This window comes from Pseudomonas sp. TH31 (genome assembly GCF_016650815.1).
GTDB lineage: Bacteria > Pseudomonadota > Gammaproteobacteria > Pseudomonadales > Pseudomonadaceae > Aquipseudomonas.
This window is the reverse complement of sequence record NZ_JAEKEZ010000028.1, coordinates 1-18,409: the sequence shown is the minus strand read 5'-3', so window position 1 is coordinate 18,409 and position 18,409 is coordinate 1. Positions and strand designations below refer to the sequence as shown.

12 protein-coding genes and 5 pseudogenes are annotated in these 18,409 nt (G+C 54.5%); 4 read left to right on the top strand and 13 right to left on the bottom strand.

Annotated elements, in window-relative coordinates:
• Positions 1 to 36: 36 nt before the first annotated feature.
• The 3 genes and pseudogenes from JFV26_RS18450 to JFV26_RS18440 form a co-directional block, all read right to left on the bottom strand.
• Positions 37 to 1,016: pseudogene (locus JFV26_RS18450) on the bottom strand (IS30 family transposase).
• A gap of 269 nt (positions 1,017 to 1,285) precedes the next feature.
• Positions 1,286 to 2,068, bottom strand: coding sequence for a DUF1835 domain-containing protein (locus tag JFV26_RS18445; RefSeq protein WP_201194507.1), 783 nt, complete (start codon positions 2,066 to 2,068; stop codon positions 1,286 to 1,288).
• Between the two features lie 324 nt (positions 2,069 to 2,392).
• Positions 2,393 to 3,175: a glycosyltransferase gene (locus JFV26_RS18440; protein WP_446739940.1), complete on the bottom strand. Its 783-nt coding sequence runs from the start codon at positions 3,173 to 3,175 to the stop codon at positions 2,393 to 2,395.
• On the opposite strand from JFV26_RS18440, the pseudogene istA reads away from it, so the two are divergent.
• A pseudogene (istA, locus tag JFV26_RS18435) lies at positions 3,123 to 3,671 on the top strand (IS21 family transposase); the annotation flags it as partial. The gene JFV26_RS18440 and the pseudogene istA overlap by 53 nt on opposite strands.
• Positions 3,672 to 3,750: 79 nt before the next feature.
• Here the strand turns inward: istA and JFV26_RS18430 are convergent.
• The 6 genes and pseudogenes from JFV26_RS18430 to blaOXA form a co-directional block, all read right to left on the bottom strand.
• Positions 3,751 to 5,106: an efflux transporter outer membrane subunit gene (locus tag JFV26_RS18430; RefSeq protein ID WP_201194506.1), complete on the bottom strand. Its 1,356-nt coding sequence runs from the start codon at positions 5,104 to 5,106 to the stop codon at positions 3,751 to 3,753.
• Positions 5,107 to 5,149: 43 nt separating this feature from the next.
• A pseudogene (locus JFV26_RS34975) lies at positions 5,150 to 7,145 on the bottom strand (MacB family efflux pump subunit).
• The gene (locus JFV26_RS18420) at positions 7,142 to 8,155 is read right to left on the bottom strand and encodes an efflux RND transporter periplasmic adaptor subunit (RefSeq protein WP_274610367.1); all 1,014 of its coding nucleotides are present in this window, start codon (positions 8,153 to 8,155) and stop codon (positions 7,142 to 7,144) included. The pseudogene JFV26_RS34975 and the gene JFV26_RS18420 overlap by 4 nt, the downstream one beginning before the upstream one ends.
• Positions 8,156 to 9,582: 1,427 nt before the next feature.
• The gene (locus JFV26_RS34970) at positions 9,583 to 9,765 is read right to left on the bottom strand and encodes a transposase family protein (protein ID WP_207203984.1); all 183 of its coding nucleotides are present in this window, start codon (positions 9,763 to 9,765) and stop codon (positions 9,583 to 9,585) included.
• A 92-nt stretch (positions 9,766 to 9,857) separates the two neighbouring features.
• Positions 9,858 to 10,271, bottom strand: a complete 414-nt coding sequence (locus JFV26_RS33690) for a RidA family protein (protein WP_342215467.1) — start codon at positions 10,269 to 10,271, stop codon at positions 9,858 to 9,860.
• 33 nt (positions 10,272 to 10,304) lie between these two features.
• A pseudogene (gene blaOXA, locus JFV26_RS33685) lies at positions 10,305 to 11,114 on the bottom strand (class D beta-lactamase); the annotation flags it as partial.
• Positions 11,115 to 11,439: 325 nt separating this feature from the next.
• Between blaOXA and JFV26_RS18405 the strand changes: the two are divergent.
• The 3 genes and pseudogenes from JFV26_RS18405 (at position 11,440) to JFV26_RS18395 (ending at position 14,585) form a co-directional block, all read left to right on the top strand.
• A pseudogene (locus JFV26_RS18405) lies at positions 11,440 to 12,292 on the top strand (IS5 family transposase).
• A gap of 525 nt (positions 12,293 to 12,817) precedes the next feature.
• Positions 12,818 to 13,045 (top strand): carbon storage regulator, encoded by a 228-nt coding sequence (locus JFV26_RS34965; RefSeq protein WP_446739939.1) that lies wholly within the window; start codon positions 12,818 to 12,820, stop codon positions 13,043 to 13,045.
• Between the two features lie 850 nt (positions 13,046 to 13,895).
• Positions 13,896 to 14,585, top strand: coding sequence for a response regulator transcription factor (locus tag JFV26_RS18395; protein WP_201194497.1), 690 nt, complete (start codon positions 13,896 to 13,898; stop codon positions 14,583 to 14,585).
• A 17-nt stretch (positions 14,586 to 14,602) separates the two neighbouring features.
• On the opposite strand, the gene JFV26_RS18390 is transcribed toward JFV26_RS18395, so the two are convergent.
• From JFV26_RS18390 to JFV26_RS18375, 4 genes are all read right to left on the bottom strand, one after another.
• On the bottom strand, positions 14,603 to 15,229 hold the full coding sequence (locus JFV26_RS18390) for a response regulator transcription factor (RefSeq protein WP_201194495.1): 627 nt from the start codon (positions 15,227 to 15,229) through the stop codon (positions 14,603 to 14,605).
• Positions 15,230 to 15,325: 96 nt separating this feature from the next.
• A complete protein-coding gene (locus tag JFV26_RS18385; protein ID WP_201194493.1) occupies positions 15,326 to 15,769 on the bottom strand; it encodes a hypothetical protein in 444 nt (147 codons plus the stop codon).
• A 339-nt stretch (positions 15,770 to 16,108) separates the two neighbouring features.
• Positions 16,109 to 17,008 carry an OmpA family protein gene (locus tag JFV26_RS18380; RefSeq protein WP_201194491.1) on the bottom strand — a complete coding sequence of 300 codons (900 nt, stop codon included), beginning with the start codon at positions 17,006 to 17,008 and terminating at the stop codon, positions 16,109 to 16,111.
• A 79-nt stretch (positions 17,009 to 17,087) separates the two neighbouring features.
• The coding region (locus tag JFV26_RS18375; RefSeq protein WP_201194488.1) for a hypothetical protein at positions 17,088 to 18,409 on the bottom strand (1,322 nt) is incomplete at its 5' end.

Genomic DNA, 18,409 nt, shown 5'->3' with positions numbered 1-18,409 from the left:
CCTAGGGTGGGCGGTCTCAAGGACCAAGTGCAACAGTCAGTTGATGGTTTCGAGCTTGTTGCTCGCTAATAGCTGAAGGTAATCAACCAGTACTTCGACCGGAAATTTCCAGCTCCGCGTCTGGCGTGGTCGAGTGTTCAGCATGTCGGCAATTTCGTCCAGTCGCTCCTGGGTGACCAAGGAGAGATCCGTGCCTTTTGGCAAATACTGGCGCAGTAAGCCATTGGTGTTTTCATTGCTGCCGTGCTGGCGTGCTGCCATGGGCTGTGCGGATCTGCAAAGTAAATCTTCATGCCGGTGTGGGCCGTGATTTCGGCGTGACGGGCCATTTCACTGCCTTGGTCGTGTGTCATGGTTTTCAGCAATGATGGCACCATCCGCGACATTTCTCGGGTAATGGCTTGAGCGGCTGCATCGGCGGTCGGTGCGTCGAGTTTTGCCAGGATCACGAAACGGCTGGTGCGCTTAACCATCGTGGCGACAGCGGAGCGATTGTTGGCCCCGATGACCAGGTCGTTTTCCCAGTGGCCGGGGACAAGGCGGTCTGCGACTTCCGGTGGGCGCAAGTGAATGCTGAGCTCCGCAGGATAGCGCTCTCGACGTATGGCGCTCTGGGTCCGCGGGCGACGCTTGCCCTTGCCTTGGCGCAAGTAGCTGATGAGCTGGCGTTTCAGCTCCCCTCGCGGATAGGCATAAATTGCCAGGTAGAGGGTTTCGTGACTCACATGTCGCTCGGGGTGATCGGGCCAGATACAGCGTAGTCTGCTGGCGATTTGCTGGGGTGAGCAGCCAATGCGCAACATTTCTATGATCACTTGGAACAGCTCAGAGCTAGAGCACAAGCGAGACTGACGGCGCGGAGTGTGACGTAGCACTCGTGCCCTGCTTGCGGCGTGAGCTGAATCGTATCGCCCCAGTTGGCTGTGACGCCTGATCTCACGGCTAATGGTACTGGGATGACGCCTTAGCAAAACGGCGATAGCTCGCAGAGTGAGTTGTTGAAGCTGCATCACCATGATGGCGACGCGCTACTCAGTGCTGAGATGTGTGTACTTCGTTGGCATGGCGACACCTTACATCAGGTGTTGCACTTGGTCCTTGAGACAGCCGTTCCGACTTGATCTGACAGTAACCGGGTTTCCGGTAGTGACTGTCAGGTCAAATTCAATTAATCATTTTGGCCTGCCAGATTTTCTTTCCACCCTCAAATGTCTCAGCCGGTGTGCGGCCACAGCACATTTTTGCTTTTTGTGAGAGGTGTCTCCGCAAATCTGCGCACAGTCCTCTAAGTGGATAGACTGCGCACCATTGAGTCGCGATGCCGAATGCTAATGGATACCCGAGGGCGGGTTGCCGAACGCCAGTCCTGCATGTCGGCGTGTGTCAGTGACATTTGGCCTGTCTGGATGAGCGCTGCAAAGCGCCATTCGCAAAACGAGTCAGTTCGCCCTGTGGCGGCCATTGCCTGGCCGAGCACCTTTAGAAATTTCGCAGGCTCGGTTCCAACAAGAGACAGCAGGTGAGTATCATAGTGGTCAATCGGGCGCTCGGACAGACAATCGGCTTCCCATATTCTGACGCCGTGCCCCTTCTCCCGCAACGCTGCCCAATCAGCAGCCAGTCGCCTGCGATCTTCAATCGTCGATGGCGTTCGTCGCTCGAAGCGTGAGTGCAGGTGCTCGATGGAAACGACTGCTACCGGAGTGTCAACAAGTACTTCCGTTATCAACACCGGTGCATCTTGCAGCCACCAATGCATACGGCGACGCATCGCCTGCTCGATTGGATTCGAGCCAGCCCAGATAACGACCTCAGTCGCTTCTCGCCCTAGATTCGCCAGCACCTCGTTGACGTCGCGAAATTCGGTACGCATTTCCGACAGTATTTCCTCGTCCCAAGCGAAAAGCTCGGCCCAGAAAGCAATTCGTGCGTCAGGCGAAGACGAATCAACGTCAACCAGAGGACCAATCGCGTAATCGTCCCGGATCTCGAGCACACTTTCGCCTAATACCGTTCTTACCCGCTCAGCAGCGGTTCCGCCCTGGCAAAGGTGACGTATGGAGTTCATTCGATCGGTTCCTCCCGGAATCACTATTTGATTGCTACGATCATTGCTACATGAAGTTTGTTCATTAAACGAAGGTTTGACGGATGCCAATTACCCAAATGCGCAACTACGTCGGACACTCTGCAAAATGCATCCATTATCAGCTTCCATTTTTCAATGTCCGACTGTAACTGATTGTCTACGGACAAACGGGAATTCGTATGTTGATTGGATACGCTCGCGTCGTCGACGGACGACCAGCACCTCGATCTGGAAAACATTCTCGCCGAAGTCGGTGTCCAGATTCATTAGACCACTACACTTTACCATCAGGGGTCCTGCCTTTTATGGCGGCGACTTTACACGACCCGACATTTCAAGGGATTTCATACAGAACCTACCCTTCATATGGTTGTACATCTTGACCCTGCGATGGTTATGCGCATAACCGCCCATCGCTGAAACCGTCCCGCTTTGAATATGGTCCAGATAACGGAATATCTTGCGTGGCGAAATAAAGCCGATCTTGTAGTTCAACGCCGCCATTCGATCTTGCAGTTCGTAACCGGGATTGCGCCCATCCATTTGAAAGTGCAGGCCGTGCTGTTTGATCAGTCGAGCATTCCACAGGGTGCAAAAGCTCTTCAAGTGAACTTCCTTGAATGGCTTCGGCGTCTTTGCATTCAACCCCAAGGCCAACAGACTACGCCGGGTGTAGTGCTTGAAAAACCGTGATGTCAGGCGCCAGGCCGATCGGGCCATGCCTCGATTCAGCTGCTCCAGGCAGCCGACAGCCGCGACTTCTTGCGGGCTTATGCACTGGCTGAGCATCAGGCTGAACACTGCCGGGTCGTAAATGAACGTATCGGTGTGCAACAAAAACAGGTACTCGGTTTCAACCTGCTCCAGGGCCAGATCCAGAGCTTTTCCGTGAGCAACACTCCCCGCTTCAGGAGTGGTGCTTTTACGCTCGATCAGGTAGATCCAGTCCAGCGTGCGCAGGTATTCGCTGCTTGCATCGTTCGAATAGTTATCCACCACAAACACCGATATGCCAGCTTCCTGCACACTCTCGCGCAGCAGTTCCAGGCAGGTCCTGCAGCACCGCGCCGACGAGAAGCTGTTCATCGACTACGCTGGGCCGACGCTGACGGTGATCGACGCCGCCACGGGTGAGATCAGCCAGGTGCACATTTTTGTGGCGGCCTTCGGTGCCTCGAACTACACCTACGCGTGCGCCACGCCGGGCGAGACCCAAGTGGACTGGCTGACGGCGTTGAGCCAGGCTCTCTGTTACTTCGGTGGCGTCCCTGAAATGATTGTGCCGGATAACCCGCGCGCCTTGATTTCCCGGCCTGACCGCTATGAGCCGGGCCTGAATCGCGCAGCACTGGAATGCGCCCAGCACTACGGCACCATCATGCTCCCGGCGCGCCCGCGCAAGCCGCAGGACAAAGCCAAAGCGGAGGTGGCGGTGCAGGTGGTCGAGCGCTGGATCATGGCGCGGTTGCGGCATCAGCAGTTTTTCAGCCTGCATGCGCTTAATCAGGCCATCGCCGTCTTGCTGGAGGACTTGAACCGACGCCCGTTCAAAAAGCTCGATGGCTGCCGACGTGCTAGGTTTTTTTTGTTCTTTCCCGGTAATCCGTGAAGAACCTTTTTTATTGCCCAAGCCCCCCATATTGGAGCACCACGGGCTTCATTTATGGTAGTGCGCCAACCTGATGATAATCACCGCCCAGCGCCGTATACAGATCGACCGCGTTATTTCTGCGTAAAAGTGTATTTTGCAGCAAGCTAAGCTCCGCCTGCCGTCGGGCGCGCTGTGCGTCCAGCCAGGACTGGATATCACTGGCCCCCTGCTGCCAGCGCACCTGCGACAGGCGTTCCGCTTCACGCGACAGAACCAGACCCTTACGCAGGGATGTCGCCTGTTCGTTAAGCCGCTGACAGGCAGATAGCGCATCTTCCACCTGCTGCAGGGCCGTATACAGGGTTTTTCTGAAGCTGACGCTGGCAATATCCACTGCAACCTGCCCTTGTGCGTTGGTTAGGCGGGCGGTATTGAACTGCACAAACGGCAGTGTCAACGCTGCGGCCAGCGAGCCGACCGGATTGCTCAGATAATTAGTCAGTGTGGGGCTGGAGGTGCCGTAGTTTGCTGTCAGCGCTAACGACGGGTAAAAATTCAGCCGCGTGGCATCGGCGTTGGCAAGGCTGCTGCGCACCCTCAGCTCAGCCGCGCGCACGTCAGGACGCCGGGCAAGCAGGCTGGCTGGCAAACCGACATCCGGCACGGGCAGCGGCGTGTCGGGCAAATCTTGGAGCTCCGGAGGCGGTGTTTCCGGCATGTCCCCCATCAGCACGGCAAACGCTGTCCGGGCGGCATCACGCTGTTGCAGGTCCTGTGACAAGGCACTTTGCTGCCCCTCCAGCGCCTGTTGGGCAAATACCACGTCGCTCCAGGCGGATGCGCCAATCTGCCAGCGCACCTGTGCCAGTCGCAAGGTTTCCTGCGCCGTTTCCAGATCCAGCCTGGCATTGGCTACCGTGCGGTTCAGATAGCCCGATTGCCAGCGGGTCTCGGCCACAGCGGCGTTGAGCGTCAGACGGACTGTCTGCCAGTCAACTTCGCTGGCCTGCGCATCGTTTTGCGCCGCCTGCCGCGCTGCCTGCTGCGCGCCCCAGATATCGAGCGGATAGCTAAGTGACGCACCAACCCCTGCAGAACGACTGGTTGTCAGTGGGAAATCACCAACAGAAGCTAAAGGGCGTGAGACGCCGGCACTGGCGCCCAGCGAGACGCCAGGCCAGAGGGACAGATCCGTCAGCGACGCCTGAAGCCGGGACAACTTGAGTTGCAGCTCGCTCAACCTGAGGTCATTATTCTGCCGCCGTGCGATGGCCTGCGCCGTCTGCAATCCTGGGTCTCCTAGTGAGGACCAGAAATCCTCCGCCCTACTGGGGCTAGGCTCCGGCACGTTGGTGAGCCAGTGGGCGGGCATCACCGCAGGCGCAGGCGGTGAACCGCGTAATAGGCCGCATCCGCTCAATAGCATTAGCAGGGCACCCCCAAAAGCCGTCGGCAACCCGTTCTCTTGATCATTCGCGTGTCAGTGCCTCCGCGGGGTCAAGTCGGGCGGCCTGTCGCGCGGGAAGCCAGCCTGACAGCACCCCCACGACCACCGCACTGGCCACGGCCATCAATATCGCCTGCGGTGAAAACACCATCTGCCAGTGCGGGATGAACAAGGAAAGCAGCATCCCCAAACTCAGCGAGAGCAGTACCCCCACGACGGCACCTACCAGGCACAACAAGACCGCTTCGGTCAGGAATTGGCGCTGAATATCGCGCTGGCGGGCCCCCACCGCCATGCGGATCCCCGTTTCACGCGTCCGTTCAGTGACAGAGACCAGCATGATGTTCATTACCCCAATACCGCCAACCAGTAAGGAAATCAGCGCAACCAACGATAAAAACAGCGTCAAGGCCATGCTGGTTTTTTCAATGGTGTTAACAAAATCGGCGCTGTCCTGGATAAAAAAGTCCTGCCGTCCATGCCGACGCGTCAGTAATGACTGGAGGATCTTTTTCGCGGCAGGGGTCGAGACGTTGTCATCCAGCGAGACGGCAATGCTGTTGAACCAGTCCTGTCCCAGCAGGCGGCTGTTCGCGGTACTCCAGGGCATCCACAGGGTAAGGGTGTTGCCGCCATAGGCCGACAGACTGCGGGCAACACCGACGACTCTACACGGCAGGGGCCCCACCAGGATCACTTGCCCCAGCGGGTCGACCGTCGCAGGGAACAGCTTCTTACGCAGGTTTTCATCAATCACCACCACCGATGACTGCTGCTGAATATCCCGTGGCAACAGCCCGCGCCCCGCGTGCAGTGTCAGGGTGTTCACTTTCAGAAAACCGGCGCTGACGCCCTTGACAGTGGCATCGGTGTCCGCCCGTTGCCAGCGAATGCGCAGAGTACTGCTGACCGTGGGGGTGGCGGCGCTCACCCAGGGCTGTTCGGCCAACGCCTCTAGGTCTCGGACGCGTAGAGAGCGAACACCGGAGGCATTGTCATCGCCGAACCCTTTCCGGGATAGAGGGTGATCACGTTTCCCCCAGCGTTGACAGCGTATTGAGTACGTATTTTCTGGCCCCTTCCCCGGCGGCATTCAGTGACACCACCGAGATAATCCCGATAACGATACCCAACAGCGTCAGGCTGGATCGCAGGCGGTGGGCGCGCAGCGTGCCAAAGGCACTGTGCAGGACATCCGTTGCCCCGTCCCATCGCGCCCGCCATGACCGCCGGGCTGAAGGCGGTGTGTTGATGGCAAACGTCTCGGGTGGCACAAGGATGAGGTTGGCCTGCTCCCCGGGGGCCGGGTTGGGCTGGTCGGAGAGGATTTTGCCATCGGACAACTGAATGATACGTCGGGCATACTGGGCAATCTGGGGGTCATGCGTGATGATAATCACCGTGTGCCCCTGACGATGCAAGGCCTGCAGCAGGTGCATCACTTCACGCCCATGCTGACTGTCCAGCGCCCCGGTCGGTTCGTCCGCCAGGATAATTTCACCGCCATTCATCAGCGCCCGGGCAATGCTGACCCGCTGTTGCTGACCGCCAGACAGGCGGGTGACGTCACGCCGGGCAAAGTCAGCCAGCCCCAGACGGGCGAGTAATCGCAGCGCGTTATCCTCACGAAAAGCGCGGGTGTGCTGGGCATAGCGTGCAGGGATTTCCACGTTATCCAAAACTGACAATGACGGTATCAGGTGATAACGCTGAAAAATAAAACCAAAGCGTTCACGCCGTAATTGCGCCCGGGCATCGTTGTCCAGTTGTTGCACATCCTGCCCCTCCACCCGGTAGTGCCCGTGGGTTGGCGTATCCAGGCACCCGAGAATATTCATCAGGGTGGATTTCCCAGACCCAGAGGGCCCCATAATCGCCACCATTTCACCGGCGTCAATCGCCAGCGTGATGTTATCGAGTACCGTGACGGTTGCCTGGTCCACCTGAAAATGCCGACTGACACCGGACAGGGACAAGAGCGGAAAGCCGCCTGTCGCCGACGCAGGCACTGAGTTCATGGCGCCGCCTGCGCGGTATCTTCACTGGCCAGAACGACCGTGTCTCCCAGTTGCAGCCCCTCTTTGACTTCTACCAGTAGCGTGTTATCCAGCCCGGTCAGCACCGTGCGTGTGGTCGACTGCCCCTCGGGAGTCAACACCTGAACCTGATAACGGTGATCCGGCAGAGCCGTACCCAACGCGGTGACCGGAATGGCCAGAACATTTTCAGCCCGCTTCAGCACTACCGTGACCTGGGCGGTCATGTCCGGGCGCAGGGCCCCGTCCGTATTGGCGACGTTGAACAGAGCATTAAAGAACTGGGCATTGTTGATTTTTTCCGGTGCCGGCTCTAGGACGTTAAGCGTGCTGCAATGCGGCTGGCTGGCTATCCCCAGAGTGGTGAAGCACACCTGCATGCCAATGCGCAGCCGCGCAATATCCGCCTCCGGAATTTGTGCGCGTACCGTCATGGTGCTGAGGTCGGCAATTTGTAAAATTACCGGGACCTGATAAGAGGCCACCACGGTCTGCCCTTCCTGGGTAGTCACCGACACCACCGTGCCGCTGACCGGGGCTAGGATGCGCGTGTAGCCCAAATTGGTTTTGGCGGTATCGACACGAATTTTCTGTTGATGGATTTGCGCTTTCATCGAGGCCAGCTGTGCCAGCTGAACCTGCATCGCGACCTCAGCGGACTCCACATCCTGGCGGGCGGCGGCCTGTTGCGCAAACATCTCCCGCTGCCGCTGCAGGGCCAGACGAGACTGATTCACCTGCGCGTCATTGGCCATTTTTTGTGCCAGCAGGCTATTTAACGCCACCTGCGCATCCTGCAGCGCATTTACCGACAGTGCCGGGTCTATTTCGCCCAACAGCTGGCCTTTGTTAACAAAATCTCCGGGATGAACCAACAAGCTCTTTAACTGACCGGAAGCCTGTGAGCCGACGTCGACTTTGCGCACGGGCTGCAGGATACCGGAGGCCAACACGGTTTCTTCCAGCGTCTGACGGCTGACGGTGGCGGTCAGGGGCGAGGCATGGCAGCCCGTTCAGTGCGCATACGGGAGACCACTAGTACCGCCCCCACTAACACGAAAACTATGGCGTAACGCCAGAGACGTTGATGAAGCAAACTGCCTCGCGTCACACAAACCTCGCTCTCGAACCGGGGGGTTGATAGAAAAATCAGCGCAATGGCCAATGTACAATGACAATGACAATGACAATGACAATGACAATAGCAGCCTGGGGCCAGCAAGGGTATTGGTGCCAGGATGGTTTCGTGGGGGCACAGAAAGAGCCTTCACCCGTTGCCGGGGTCATCTAAACTCATTCAATCATAGTGATGCAGCAATAGGCCTTTGGGAGTCGAACAGAGAGCAAGCAGGAGCGCCAGGAATTATAAAAACAGTGCTTTTCGACTCCTAAAACACGGTTATCATGCCGTTATTGAGAAATTTTGATGCATCCTAAATATTTTCCGGGTTGGATATCCCCTCCGGCGGTCCTGTGGTCTATCGTGATACGAGAGGTTCGACGCCACGGCCGCATCGAGGTTGAGGACGCGCCTCGGCATCATCCATCCTGATGTGAGGTATAGTTATGATGACTCGAGTTGGTTTCGTTTGTACCCGGATTTCTTTGCGCGCCTTTGCGATATGCGCATTCCTCGTTGTTGCTCCCGCGCAGTATGCGGCCGCCAACGATCCCGGTGGGTGTTTGCTACCACCACTACTCCGCCAGTTGGCGGTGGCCGCGGTCTATGATTTCAGCACTACCGGGCTTTCGACAGCGCCGGTGTTGAATTTTTTGCAGCCTTTCTCCCGGGCTTAACCCTTACGCCGGCAATCCTGCTCGACTGTGGGATTGTTATTTAACGCGGAGGGACAACGCCAGCCCAGGGTGGGATACACGCTGTGCGGTGGGGTGGGGCCGCGTATTGACATCGCCCCCTTTTAATCAACTCATCCATCGCGTTATGTACTTCTCCATCCGCCGTTGCTGTTCCGGAGCGCTCAGTCGGCGGGCTTGTTCATAAAGCCGGTGAAGTTTTGCTGAAAAATTCGATAATGTACGTGGGGCGACAGTGACGTTACCCCGGTCGCGGTAGGGATGGCAGTTACCTGCCACCCCGCCCAGATCCGTACGTGCGGAATTACCGCATACGGCTCCTGCCTTGGGTACGTGACGCGAAACGATCCTCGGGATACGAATGTGCATTTCTGGAATTTTGGATACAGATGTTTGTGAGGTGTCCAAAACGCGACCATTGCGGTCAATTGCGCTGGCTGCGGCGCCTGAGGGCTTGGCGCCAGTACCGACATACTTGTTGGGTCAGTTTTCAATCAGCGCCAACAGCTGGGAATCACATAATGTGGCTAGCGTCTCAGTTAATGTGGTTTGAAAAGGGGCATTTATTGCGCGTGAACTCGCGCATCATTGTGCGTCGCTGTAGTTAGGTAATAGGCCAAACCTGCTTACTGCGCCCATAGAGCGCCATGTCCTCCCAGCTCTCAGCTTCGGCGATCGTTGCGCAGACCGCAATGCCAAGGATGTCCAGCAGTCGGTGCTCTACCTTACCAGCGCAGCGTGGACTTTCCATGCCCGAAAAATGCTCCAGCAGTTTCTCCGCACACATACCAGTCTCAAATTCACAAGAGACTCTTTGAACCACACGGAATTAGGTAGAGTCAACGAGGGGGGGGATTTCATGCGTATCCCCCTGGGGGGTCACCTCACTTTTGCTGCTGTTGCCTCAATTTCTACCAAGGCACCAGGCAGGGCAAGGCCAGCAATTTGGAGGACCGATCGTACTGGTTTATTAGGTTGCTCGTTGGTCGAGAAAAACTTGCTATAACCAGCCTGGAAACCGGTGAAATCCAAGCTGCCGCTTTTGCGAGGATCCCCTACCAAGAACACTTTTAGTTGAACAATGTCCCCCATTGCTAGGTCTTGCCTAGATAGAGCGGCTTCGATGCGACGAAGTACTGAGACTGTTTGAGTCTCAGTATCGCCGAACGCCTCTAATGAGTGTTTTGGGGCATCTTTATTACTCACCCCTGGCAACATACCGCTCAGATAAATAGTACTGGCATTCGGTGGTACAACCACTGCCTGCGAAACTGGAACATCAGAGTTAGGCACTTGAACACGCTTAATTTCTTGCTTGCTCGTGTGCAGCAAGCCTAATGCCCGCAGACTGTCCTTAGTAACTTCCATCCGTTTTGATAAAGCGGTAGGCAAAACAGGTGGCGTAGTATCTTGAGGGATATCGATATTCAACGCGAAACTATATATTTTTCCACTTTGTTCAACCCAGCCCACAAGCCAGCCGATACCAGGTTGATCTTTACTGGCCCACCCAGTCTTACCATAGAGCGCCCAATCATTACCTTCTTCTAGTTTAATGATTTCACGCACGTCAGCTTGTATGCTTGCAGGGTAGGGTAGCTGCCCTTGCGCCAAGTGCGCAAGAAATGCCGTTTGCTCAATAGCACTGATTTTCAGTGAGCCGTCAAGCCAAAATGTATCCACTGACTTACCAATATCACCGCCACCAAAATTTAGTATACTGATATTGTCTTGCATTGGCTTTAAGCCTATGCGACGTGCGAGTACTTGAAAAGCATTAACATTGGAAGTCTTCATCGCTTCCCGCAACCCCATGTCATGCTCCCAAGATTTCAACATTTTTGGGTTGCCGTCATGACGATAAAGCACTTCATCGACACTACTGACTGCCCCAGTATATAAACCGATGAGGCTATTGGGTATTTTGAAGGTCGATGCAGGAATAAAGCGCTCCTCTGCGCGCTTTTGATCATGGCCAATTAACTGCTGCTTACTGACATCGTAAAGAACGAACGTACCGCTTACTTTGGCTTTACTGAATACCTCATCGATAGCCGGACTGGAGCGAAAGTCGAGAGCCAAAGTTCGAGTGGAAACAAGTATGGTGAGTACTAAAATAATACGACATGACAACATGACTTCCTTTTGATTGGTAGACTACAACCAGTACTTTTATTATATTCAGACTATAAAGTCTGAAGCAGGAAACCGGTGAGCACCGATCTGTTGCAATACATTTCGCTGCGGGGCTGGGAGCACCTCTGGCGACAGAGCCGAGGGCTGGAAGATGGGACAGGCCACCACTACAGCAGGGCAGGGAAGCCCTTGTAGTACGTGTTTTCAAAATTCTGTTGGCTCCCGCTACCTACTAGGCTCTGTACGAAATCAGCCGAAACGTATTGGAGCCCTGCAAGCGTCGGGATTCAGTAGAGTCCGCGTCCATCAAAGGCAGGAGCCCACGATTGCTAAACGGTACGAACTCCCTGACGCAGCCTGGGATTTGGTTGCGGATATCTTCACTGAGCCTCGCCGTAGCGGGCGCCCACGAACAGATGATCGTCTGATGCTTAACGGCGTGCTCTGGGTGCTCTGCTCGGGCGCTGCGTGGCGCGACATGCCGGAGCGCTTCGGCCCGTGGTCAACGGTCTATCAACGCTTTCGTGACTGGCGCAATCGCGGGACGTTCAACCAGATGCTCAAGCGGCTTCACATCAGGTTGAACGAGCAAGGGTTAATCGATCTGGTGACCTGGATGATTGACTCCACAGCGGTACGCGCAACCCGAGCCTCTTCTGGTGCTGGGAAAAAAGGGGGCCTGAAGAACCGCAAGACCATGCGCTCGGACGTAGCCGGGGCGGCCTGACGACGAAAATTCACATGCTGTGCGATGCCAATGGCGTACCGCTGAACTTTCTACTGTCAGGTGGGCAAGCCAGCGACATCGCCTATGCGCAACCGCTGCTGGAAAAGGCTTACATCCCAAGTTTGCGCGGTCGCCCCCGCAAACGCTGTCGATGGTTGCTGGCCGACAAGGGCTATGACGCCGAAGCTTTGCGCCGCTACTGCGACCGCTATCGGATGCAGCCGGTAATGCCCGGCGCACGATGAAGCCCAAACCCAAGCCGGGCTTGCCTAGACTGTTTGATCGCCAAAAGTATCGGCAGCGCAACATCATCGAGCGCATGTTCGGCTGGCTGAAAGAGAACCGCCGCATCGTTACGCGCTTCGACAAGCTCGCGAAAAGTTATGCGGCGATGGTCTCACTGGCTTGTGCCATACGGTGTTTGCGACATTACTTTTCGTACAGAACCTAGCTGGCGATTACAAATTATTTTGAATGAGACTTCGATAATTTGATAAGCGAAGGTGTGAACGCAGAACTGCAGTTGAGCAAAGCAAATGTGTCTCACCAGTGGGAAGGTCCTCCTGGACGCCATGTATCCATGGGTGGACGTTCATATGTTCCAGTTCATGAGACTGCTCGGCGATGAAAAATCATACACACGCTGACCATAGACTTATGGAGCGCTTACAAAAAACCTACATATTTTTTAGTCAAAAATACTAATAATTCCCTGCGTAACCTTGGCGCTTATGTCTTCGGAGATAATGACGTCAGGAGGTCTGTTGCGAATTAACGATTCGAGACTCCAGTCACTCTCCCAACCAGGACAAAATCCGCTCTCATCGAGGTCAATGCACTGCTGATAGCTATCTAACTAAATTAGAAACAAACTCTTCAATCAGGGGCCACGAACGAAAAATATTATAATATCAATTAATACAACTCGGATTGAGTGATGAAAGGACCAAGGTCCTGATCAGCCCGGTAAATAAATATGGACTGCTACACTCCAAGGAAATGGACTATGCTGATAATCAGCCGTTTCACGAATGAACAACTACGCATTGATGAAAACATCACGATCACCGTGCTAAGCGTAGATAGGGCACAAGCGAGGCTTGGAATATGTGTGCCTACGGAGACTAGGGCACTTCGTGGCGAGCACTATGAACGAAACAAATCCCGTAACGGTGCCACACCCAAGATGTTTAGCCAGTCGTGATAATTGTCGCACCTCATCGCGTTATTTGCTGATCTCGCCTAGGAGGTAAAAGCATGTGTGCGTGTTGAATTCAAACGACGCGCGCGCAGACTTTGACTCAAGAGAGCGCCTCCTATTGTGAATATCGAAACTGCTATATGTCTGAGCGAGATCGGATCTGATCTCGCTCACTCAAAAGCTTCGTCACTCGAATCCGATGACTTTTGAGTTGGCGCGGCCTCACCAACATCACTCGTATTGCAATATTCTTAGCCTCTGGATTGTCCCAGCAAGCAAGCGAGGGCCTCGATTCAACGATTTTTTGAATGGGAGTGCGTCACAACCCATCTTCTATCGTTACTTTATATTTGATCGCAGTATCTGGAGCGGCCCCAAGCCTGGCCATATCTTTTAAGGCGATCTTTTTGCCATGTATCCCAACTTCATGATTCGGATTATTTTTTATCCATGCATGAAGGCTAATATCGGGTATTCCTAGTTTTTTTCATTTCTCATGAGCGGTGTTAATATGCGCTCCATATTGTTGGCGCTGATTCAAATCGGTAATTCCCCCTGAAATCAGTGCTCGTCAGAAGTAGAGTTTTCCTACTCTGCCGTTGGCACTCGGATCATGGTCGCCTTAAAGTCATGCGGTTAATTCTGACGAGCGTGCTGCCACGCGAGAACGAGACTTGTCTCAAACCCGGCCACAACTTGATCCGTGAGAAATAGGCAAAATGAAGAGAGTGGGTATAGGTAAAGCACCGGGGACAGGTGATTTCTTTGGGAGCCGAGTTGGGATAATGTGGCGCTGATTGCTTTCCGAACGATGTAAGATCTTTCCTATCCAATTGCAAACAGGAGCTCGACCATGAGATGGTCCGTGATATCACCGTTGCGAATTGTCCTACTGGATGATCACGCATTGATTCGTGACGCGTTGAAAATTCGCCTGTCGCTGGAAACAGACTTCAAAGTAACGGGTGTCTATACCACTAGCCGCGATCTGATCGAGGGATTACGCACCCATTCGACGGACTTGCTGATACTCGATTACCAATTGGCCGACGGTGAGATTGATGGCCTGCGCCTGATCCAGTCAATCCGTACCCAGCATCCAGATTTGCGCATTGTAATTTTCTCGTCGGCGGAAAGGCCCGCGACGGTCAATATGTGCATTCGAGCAGGTGCAAATGGTTTTGTGGGCAAATCACAGGAAACCGACGAACTTTTGAGGGCCGTTCGGATGGCGGCTCTAGACCGTATTTACTTGGCACCGGCCATGGTGGCGGAGTTGGAAAAGCTACCGGTACCACAATCGACAGAGAACAATGACATCTTTGATGCGGATCAGGCCCTGGTTGATAACCCTGAACTGTCGCCCAAGGAGCGAGAGGTATTGCGCTGTTGCCTGGAAGGCTTGTCTGTTTCCCAAGTAGCTATCAAGTTCTCTCGTAGCCGCAAAACAATCAGCGGGCAGAAACAAGCGGCTTTTAGAAAACTGGGGATTCGCACCGACACTGAACTCTTTAAATTGCAAGTTCACCTGAAGAATCTTTAATTCACCAGACGCTCAGGTCAAGCTAGACCATTACGTTTCGCCAATGTATACAATTCCACCAAGGAACTGACATTGAGCTTAAGCAAGAGGCGTCTTTTGTAGGTACTGATGGTCTTGCTGCTCAACAACATGCAGCCCGCAATTTCTTTATTGTTCATGCCTTGTACCAGTTGTTGCATGACCCTGAATTCACGGAGTGACAAACGCTCAAATAGCTCGTTCTCCTGAGTAGCGCCGTCTCGACGGCGCGGCAAACAGGATAGAGACGGAAAATATTCTTCGTTGGCCCGAACGGCCCTTACGGCACGCACCAATTCAGAGAGCTGCTCTTGTTTACTGACGAACCCGTGGGCACCTATCTGCCGGCAACGCTCAGCTAGATGGCTCGACGACAGCCCCGTCAATACAACGATTTTCACCGGCAGGTGTTGTACAACGACTTTACTGATAACCGTTAGCCCATCGACAGTGGGAATTCCGATATCCAGAATCATTGTCAAGGGACCCAGCATCTCAACCAGCTTGAGTGCATCCGCGCCATCGCCCGTTTCCGCAACGACGTCAAACCCTTCGCTCGCCAGCAGCAATTGGATGGCCATGCGAACAGCTGGGTGGTCGTCCACAATAACAATCCGATTGTTCATTGCCTGATTCCTGTTATTTAAACTGAATAGTTTCGCGCAGGCCGCTGCTCCCACTGAAAGGCGTTAGTCGGACAGTTCATCAGCGCGTAATAAGCTTCACGCAAGATCAATGGAGGTGGGATCTGTATTGTTACCACTGAAGCTTTTATCTATTAACCAGAGAAAATCCACCAGTGCTTCGTAGCTGATAGTGTCGATCCGTCGTACCTGATGCTGCGGCTGATCAGATAACGTTTTGGTGCCCCCTGACCGCGAACCATAGATAAGTACATGCCTCAAGCGTGGATTGTTCACACAAAAATCCACGACGTTGAGTCCGGCGGCCGAAATCAAGTCAGCGTTGACAATTAATAGATCGAAGCGATCATATAGATTGGGACTGTAATGGGTGAGCATCGTGAGCTCACGAAAAGACGCAACAGGACAAACCCTGAAGTACCTTAAGATACCCAACGATTTTTCAATAACAATGCGCTGCTCACACTGATGATCGGCGACTAATACTCTCATCGAACTGCCGGAAGAAGACAAATAATTCATTATTGCTGCTCATTAATTTATAGGACACCCAAAAAGCACCTTAATCCTACTGATAACTATGCAAGAACGGTCCCGTTTTTTTGGTTTCAGTAGAGAGTTCGTCATAGCATGGCCTGGCAGAGTGTCACAGCGTTTGGCGCGGAGGGGAAATGACCGTATTTCAGGTCAGTGTTAAATGTTAACGTCTCCGCTCTTTAACCTGTTCACCAACGGGTGCGAGAAGACTGATTACCCACAACTGCAGTATCTTATCGATTAACAGATCGACTGCCATGACCGGTATCTTCATGACAGGAGCGGCGTAGGGACTACGCCGCTCCTGTGGGTCGATATCAGTGATCAGCGACGCACGTCGATGCGTACCACCACACGCCGATCCTGGGCATAGCAGGCGATCTGCTCGGCACGCGAGCCGCTACAGCTCCCGCTCACCGGTTCACTGGAGCCGGCACTGCTAGCTTCGATAGTCGAAGCCTGCAAGCCACCGTCGATCAACAGACGGCGAACGGTCTGCGCACGCTTCAGGCCAAGGGCCTGGTTGCTGGACACCGAACCGAACGGGTCGGTGTGACCAATCACTTCAACGTGCTCCAGTGCGGTGTGTTCAGTTTTGAGCTGACTGACCAGATCGCGGATGGCTTTACGGCCTTGCACCGAGATGTCCGAGTAGCCCGACTTGCCAAATTTGAACAGCACATCACCGGACAGCGCATAGTCCTTGAACGGTGCGGCCGCTGGCGGCGCGGCCTGGTAATTACACGCCTGAACACCGGATGCCCGCGACAAGGCCTGAATCTGTTGACGACTGCCGACCATTTCACGCTCGGCGTCTTCACGCTTGATCGCCTGCGGTGCACTACTGACGCCTTCGCCGGCCTTCAGGAAATAGGTCTTGCCGCCTTCGAGGTTGGCTGAATACACGTCGGTGTTTTTGCCGTTGTAGTGCGGCGCATCGTTGAGGTAGGCCCCCAGGGTATGCATGCCGGGAGCCACGCAGAACGTCGTAAAGCCACCCGGCGTCAGCCCGGTGTGGAATTCGCGGTCGACATACACATGGGCGGCACCGTTCTGCGCGCCCATCGTCGCGGCACGGTAGTACACCACCTGCGCCTGCCCGGCAGACACCGGAGCGACGGGCGTGTATTGGTTGCCGAAGGCCTGAACAGCCAATGCCTTGGGGACGCTGCACAGGGCGAGGCCCAGCAGCGCAGCTTGAAACAAAGTCGTACGTTTGAACATGCTCATAACTCCACCGCGAGCACCAACAGGTGCCCGGGTTTTAGAAAGTAGATGAAGAGAAGTGGATAGCGGTCCCGGGTTACACCAGGTTGACGGTGACCCCCTGCTCAACCAGCAGCTCGGCACCCAGTGAAGAATGGCTGTATACCTCGTAAAACTTGCCCCCCACACTGATCTGGCCCTGAGCGCTCCAGCTACCCGGATCCTCGGCCCCCATCAAGCCTTGCAGGTCGACTACGTCGTCCCCATCGCCGTTGATCGTCATCTGGGTCTTGCCGCTGATGTGGAACAGATCGGCTTCACCATGGTTAAGCACATCTTCCAGGGACAACTTGAGGGTGTTGCTGCCGGAGCCGGTGAGGTCGATGACTTCGATGGAAGTGAGCTTGTCACCCAGCGCGGTCAGGTCCAGGACCTGATTCTCACCGTCGAGTTTCAGGGTGTCACGACCAGCGCCGGCATGAATACCAGACCCAGTACCGTCCAAGTGGTCAACGTTATCAACAGAGAAGATATTGTTTTCGTCGGTGCCCAAATACTGAATGGCATCTTCGATGGATTGGTTGGCCGGATGAGGAACAGTGATGTCTGGCACTTCGTACTGAAAATCGTCGATATCGACCCCCGCCCCATCCAATATTTCAAATATAACCTCTGAGATGTATACGCCGGAGGGAGGAGTGAAGGGTATTGTTTGCGCCCCTGTGCCCGCCGGGATCGGGACACGAGCAATTAAATTGTCACCGTCGTCCCTATACTCAACGAAACTATTTGCGCTATTAACACCGCTTACTGTAAATGAAACCTCGGATGCTGCTCTATCCAACTCAAAAGTTAAGAAAGAGGTGTCATTCGTGGTCGCCCCTACCCGAACCATGTCGCCGCCCGGAGTAGCGTATGTGCGATCTAAGGGGTTGTCGCTGAAAAGACGCATCGTGAAAAAGTCAAACTCAGAACTTTCACCTACATTTATCTCCCAAAGAGGATCTAAGTTAAAACTTTCCACGGCAGTGTGCGCGCCAAGCCGTATATCCGATGTATTTCCAGCGGCATCGACAATAAAACTCTCTACGCCCCCCGTCGAACCCTGGACATCGATCAGAAATGTTCCGCTTTCAATCTCACCCTGTGTAAGTTCACGGCTGAATTGCTGGTCACCCACAGTAACAAACAGCATGTCTCCGGCTTTCGCGTTGGTGTCGGTGAGATCGACAGTCACCTCATCGACACTGCGGCTCACTGATTGAGGAGCATCAGGCGCCACAGCATCCAGAGTAATGTCTTGCGAATGCTCCGTACTGTTGCCTGCTAAATCCACGACCCGGGTCTTAATCTCCCAGTCGCCGCTGTGGCTGGTTTGATCGACAAAACTCCAGGTGCCATCGCCATTGAGCACAGCAT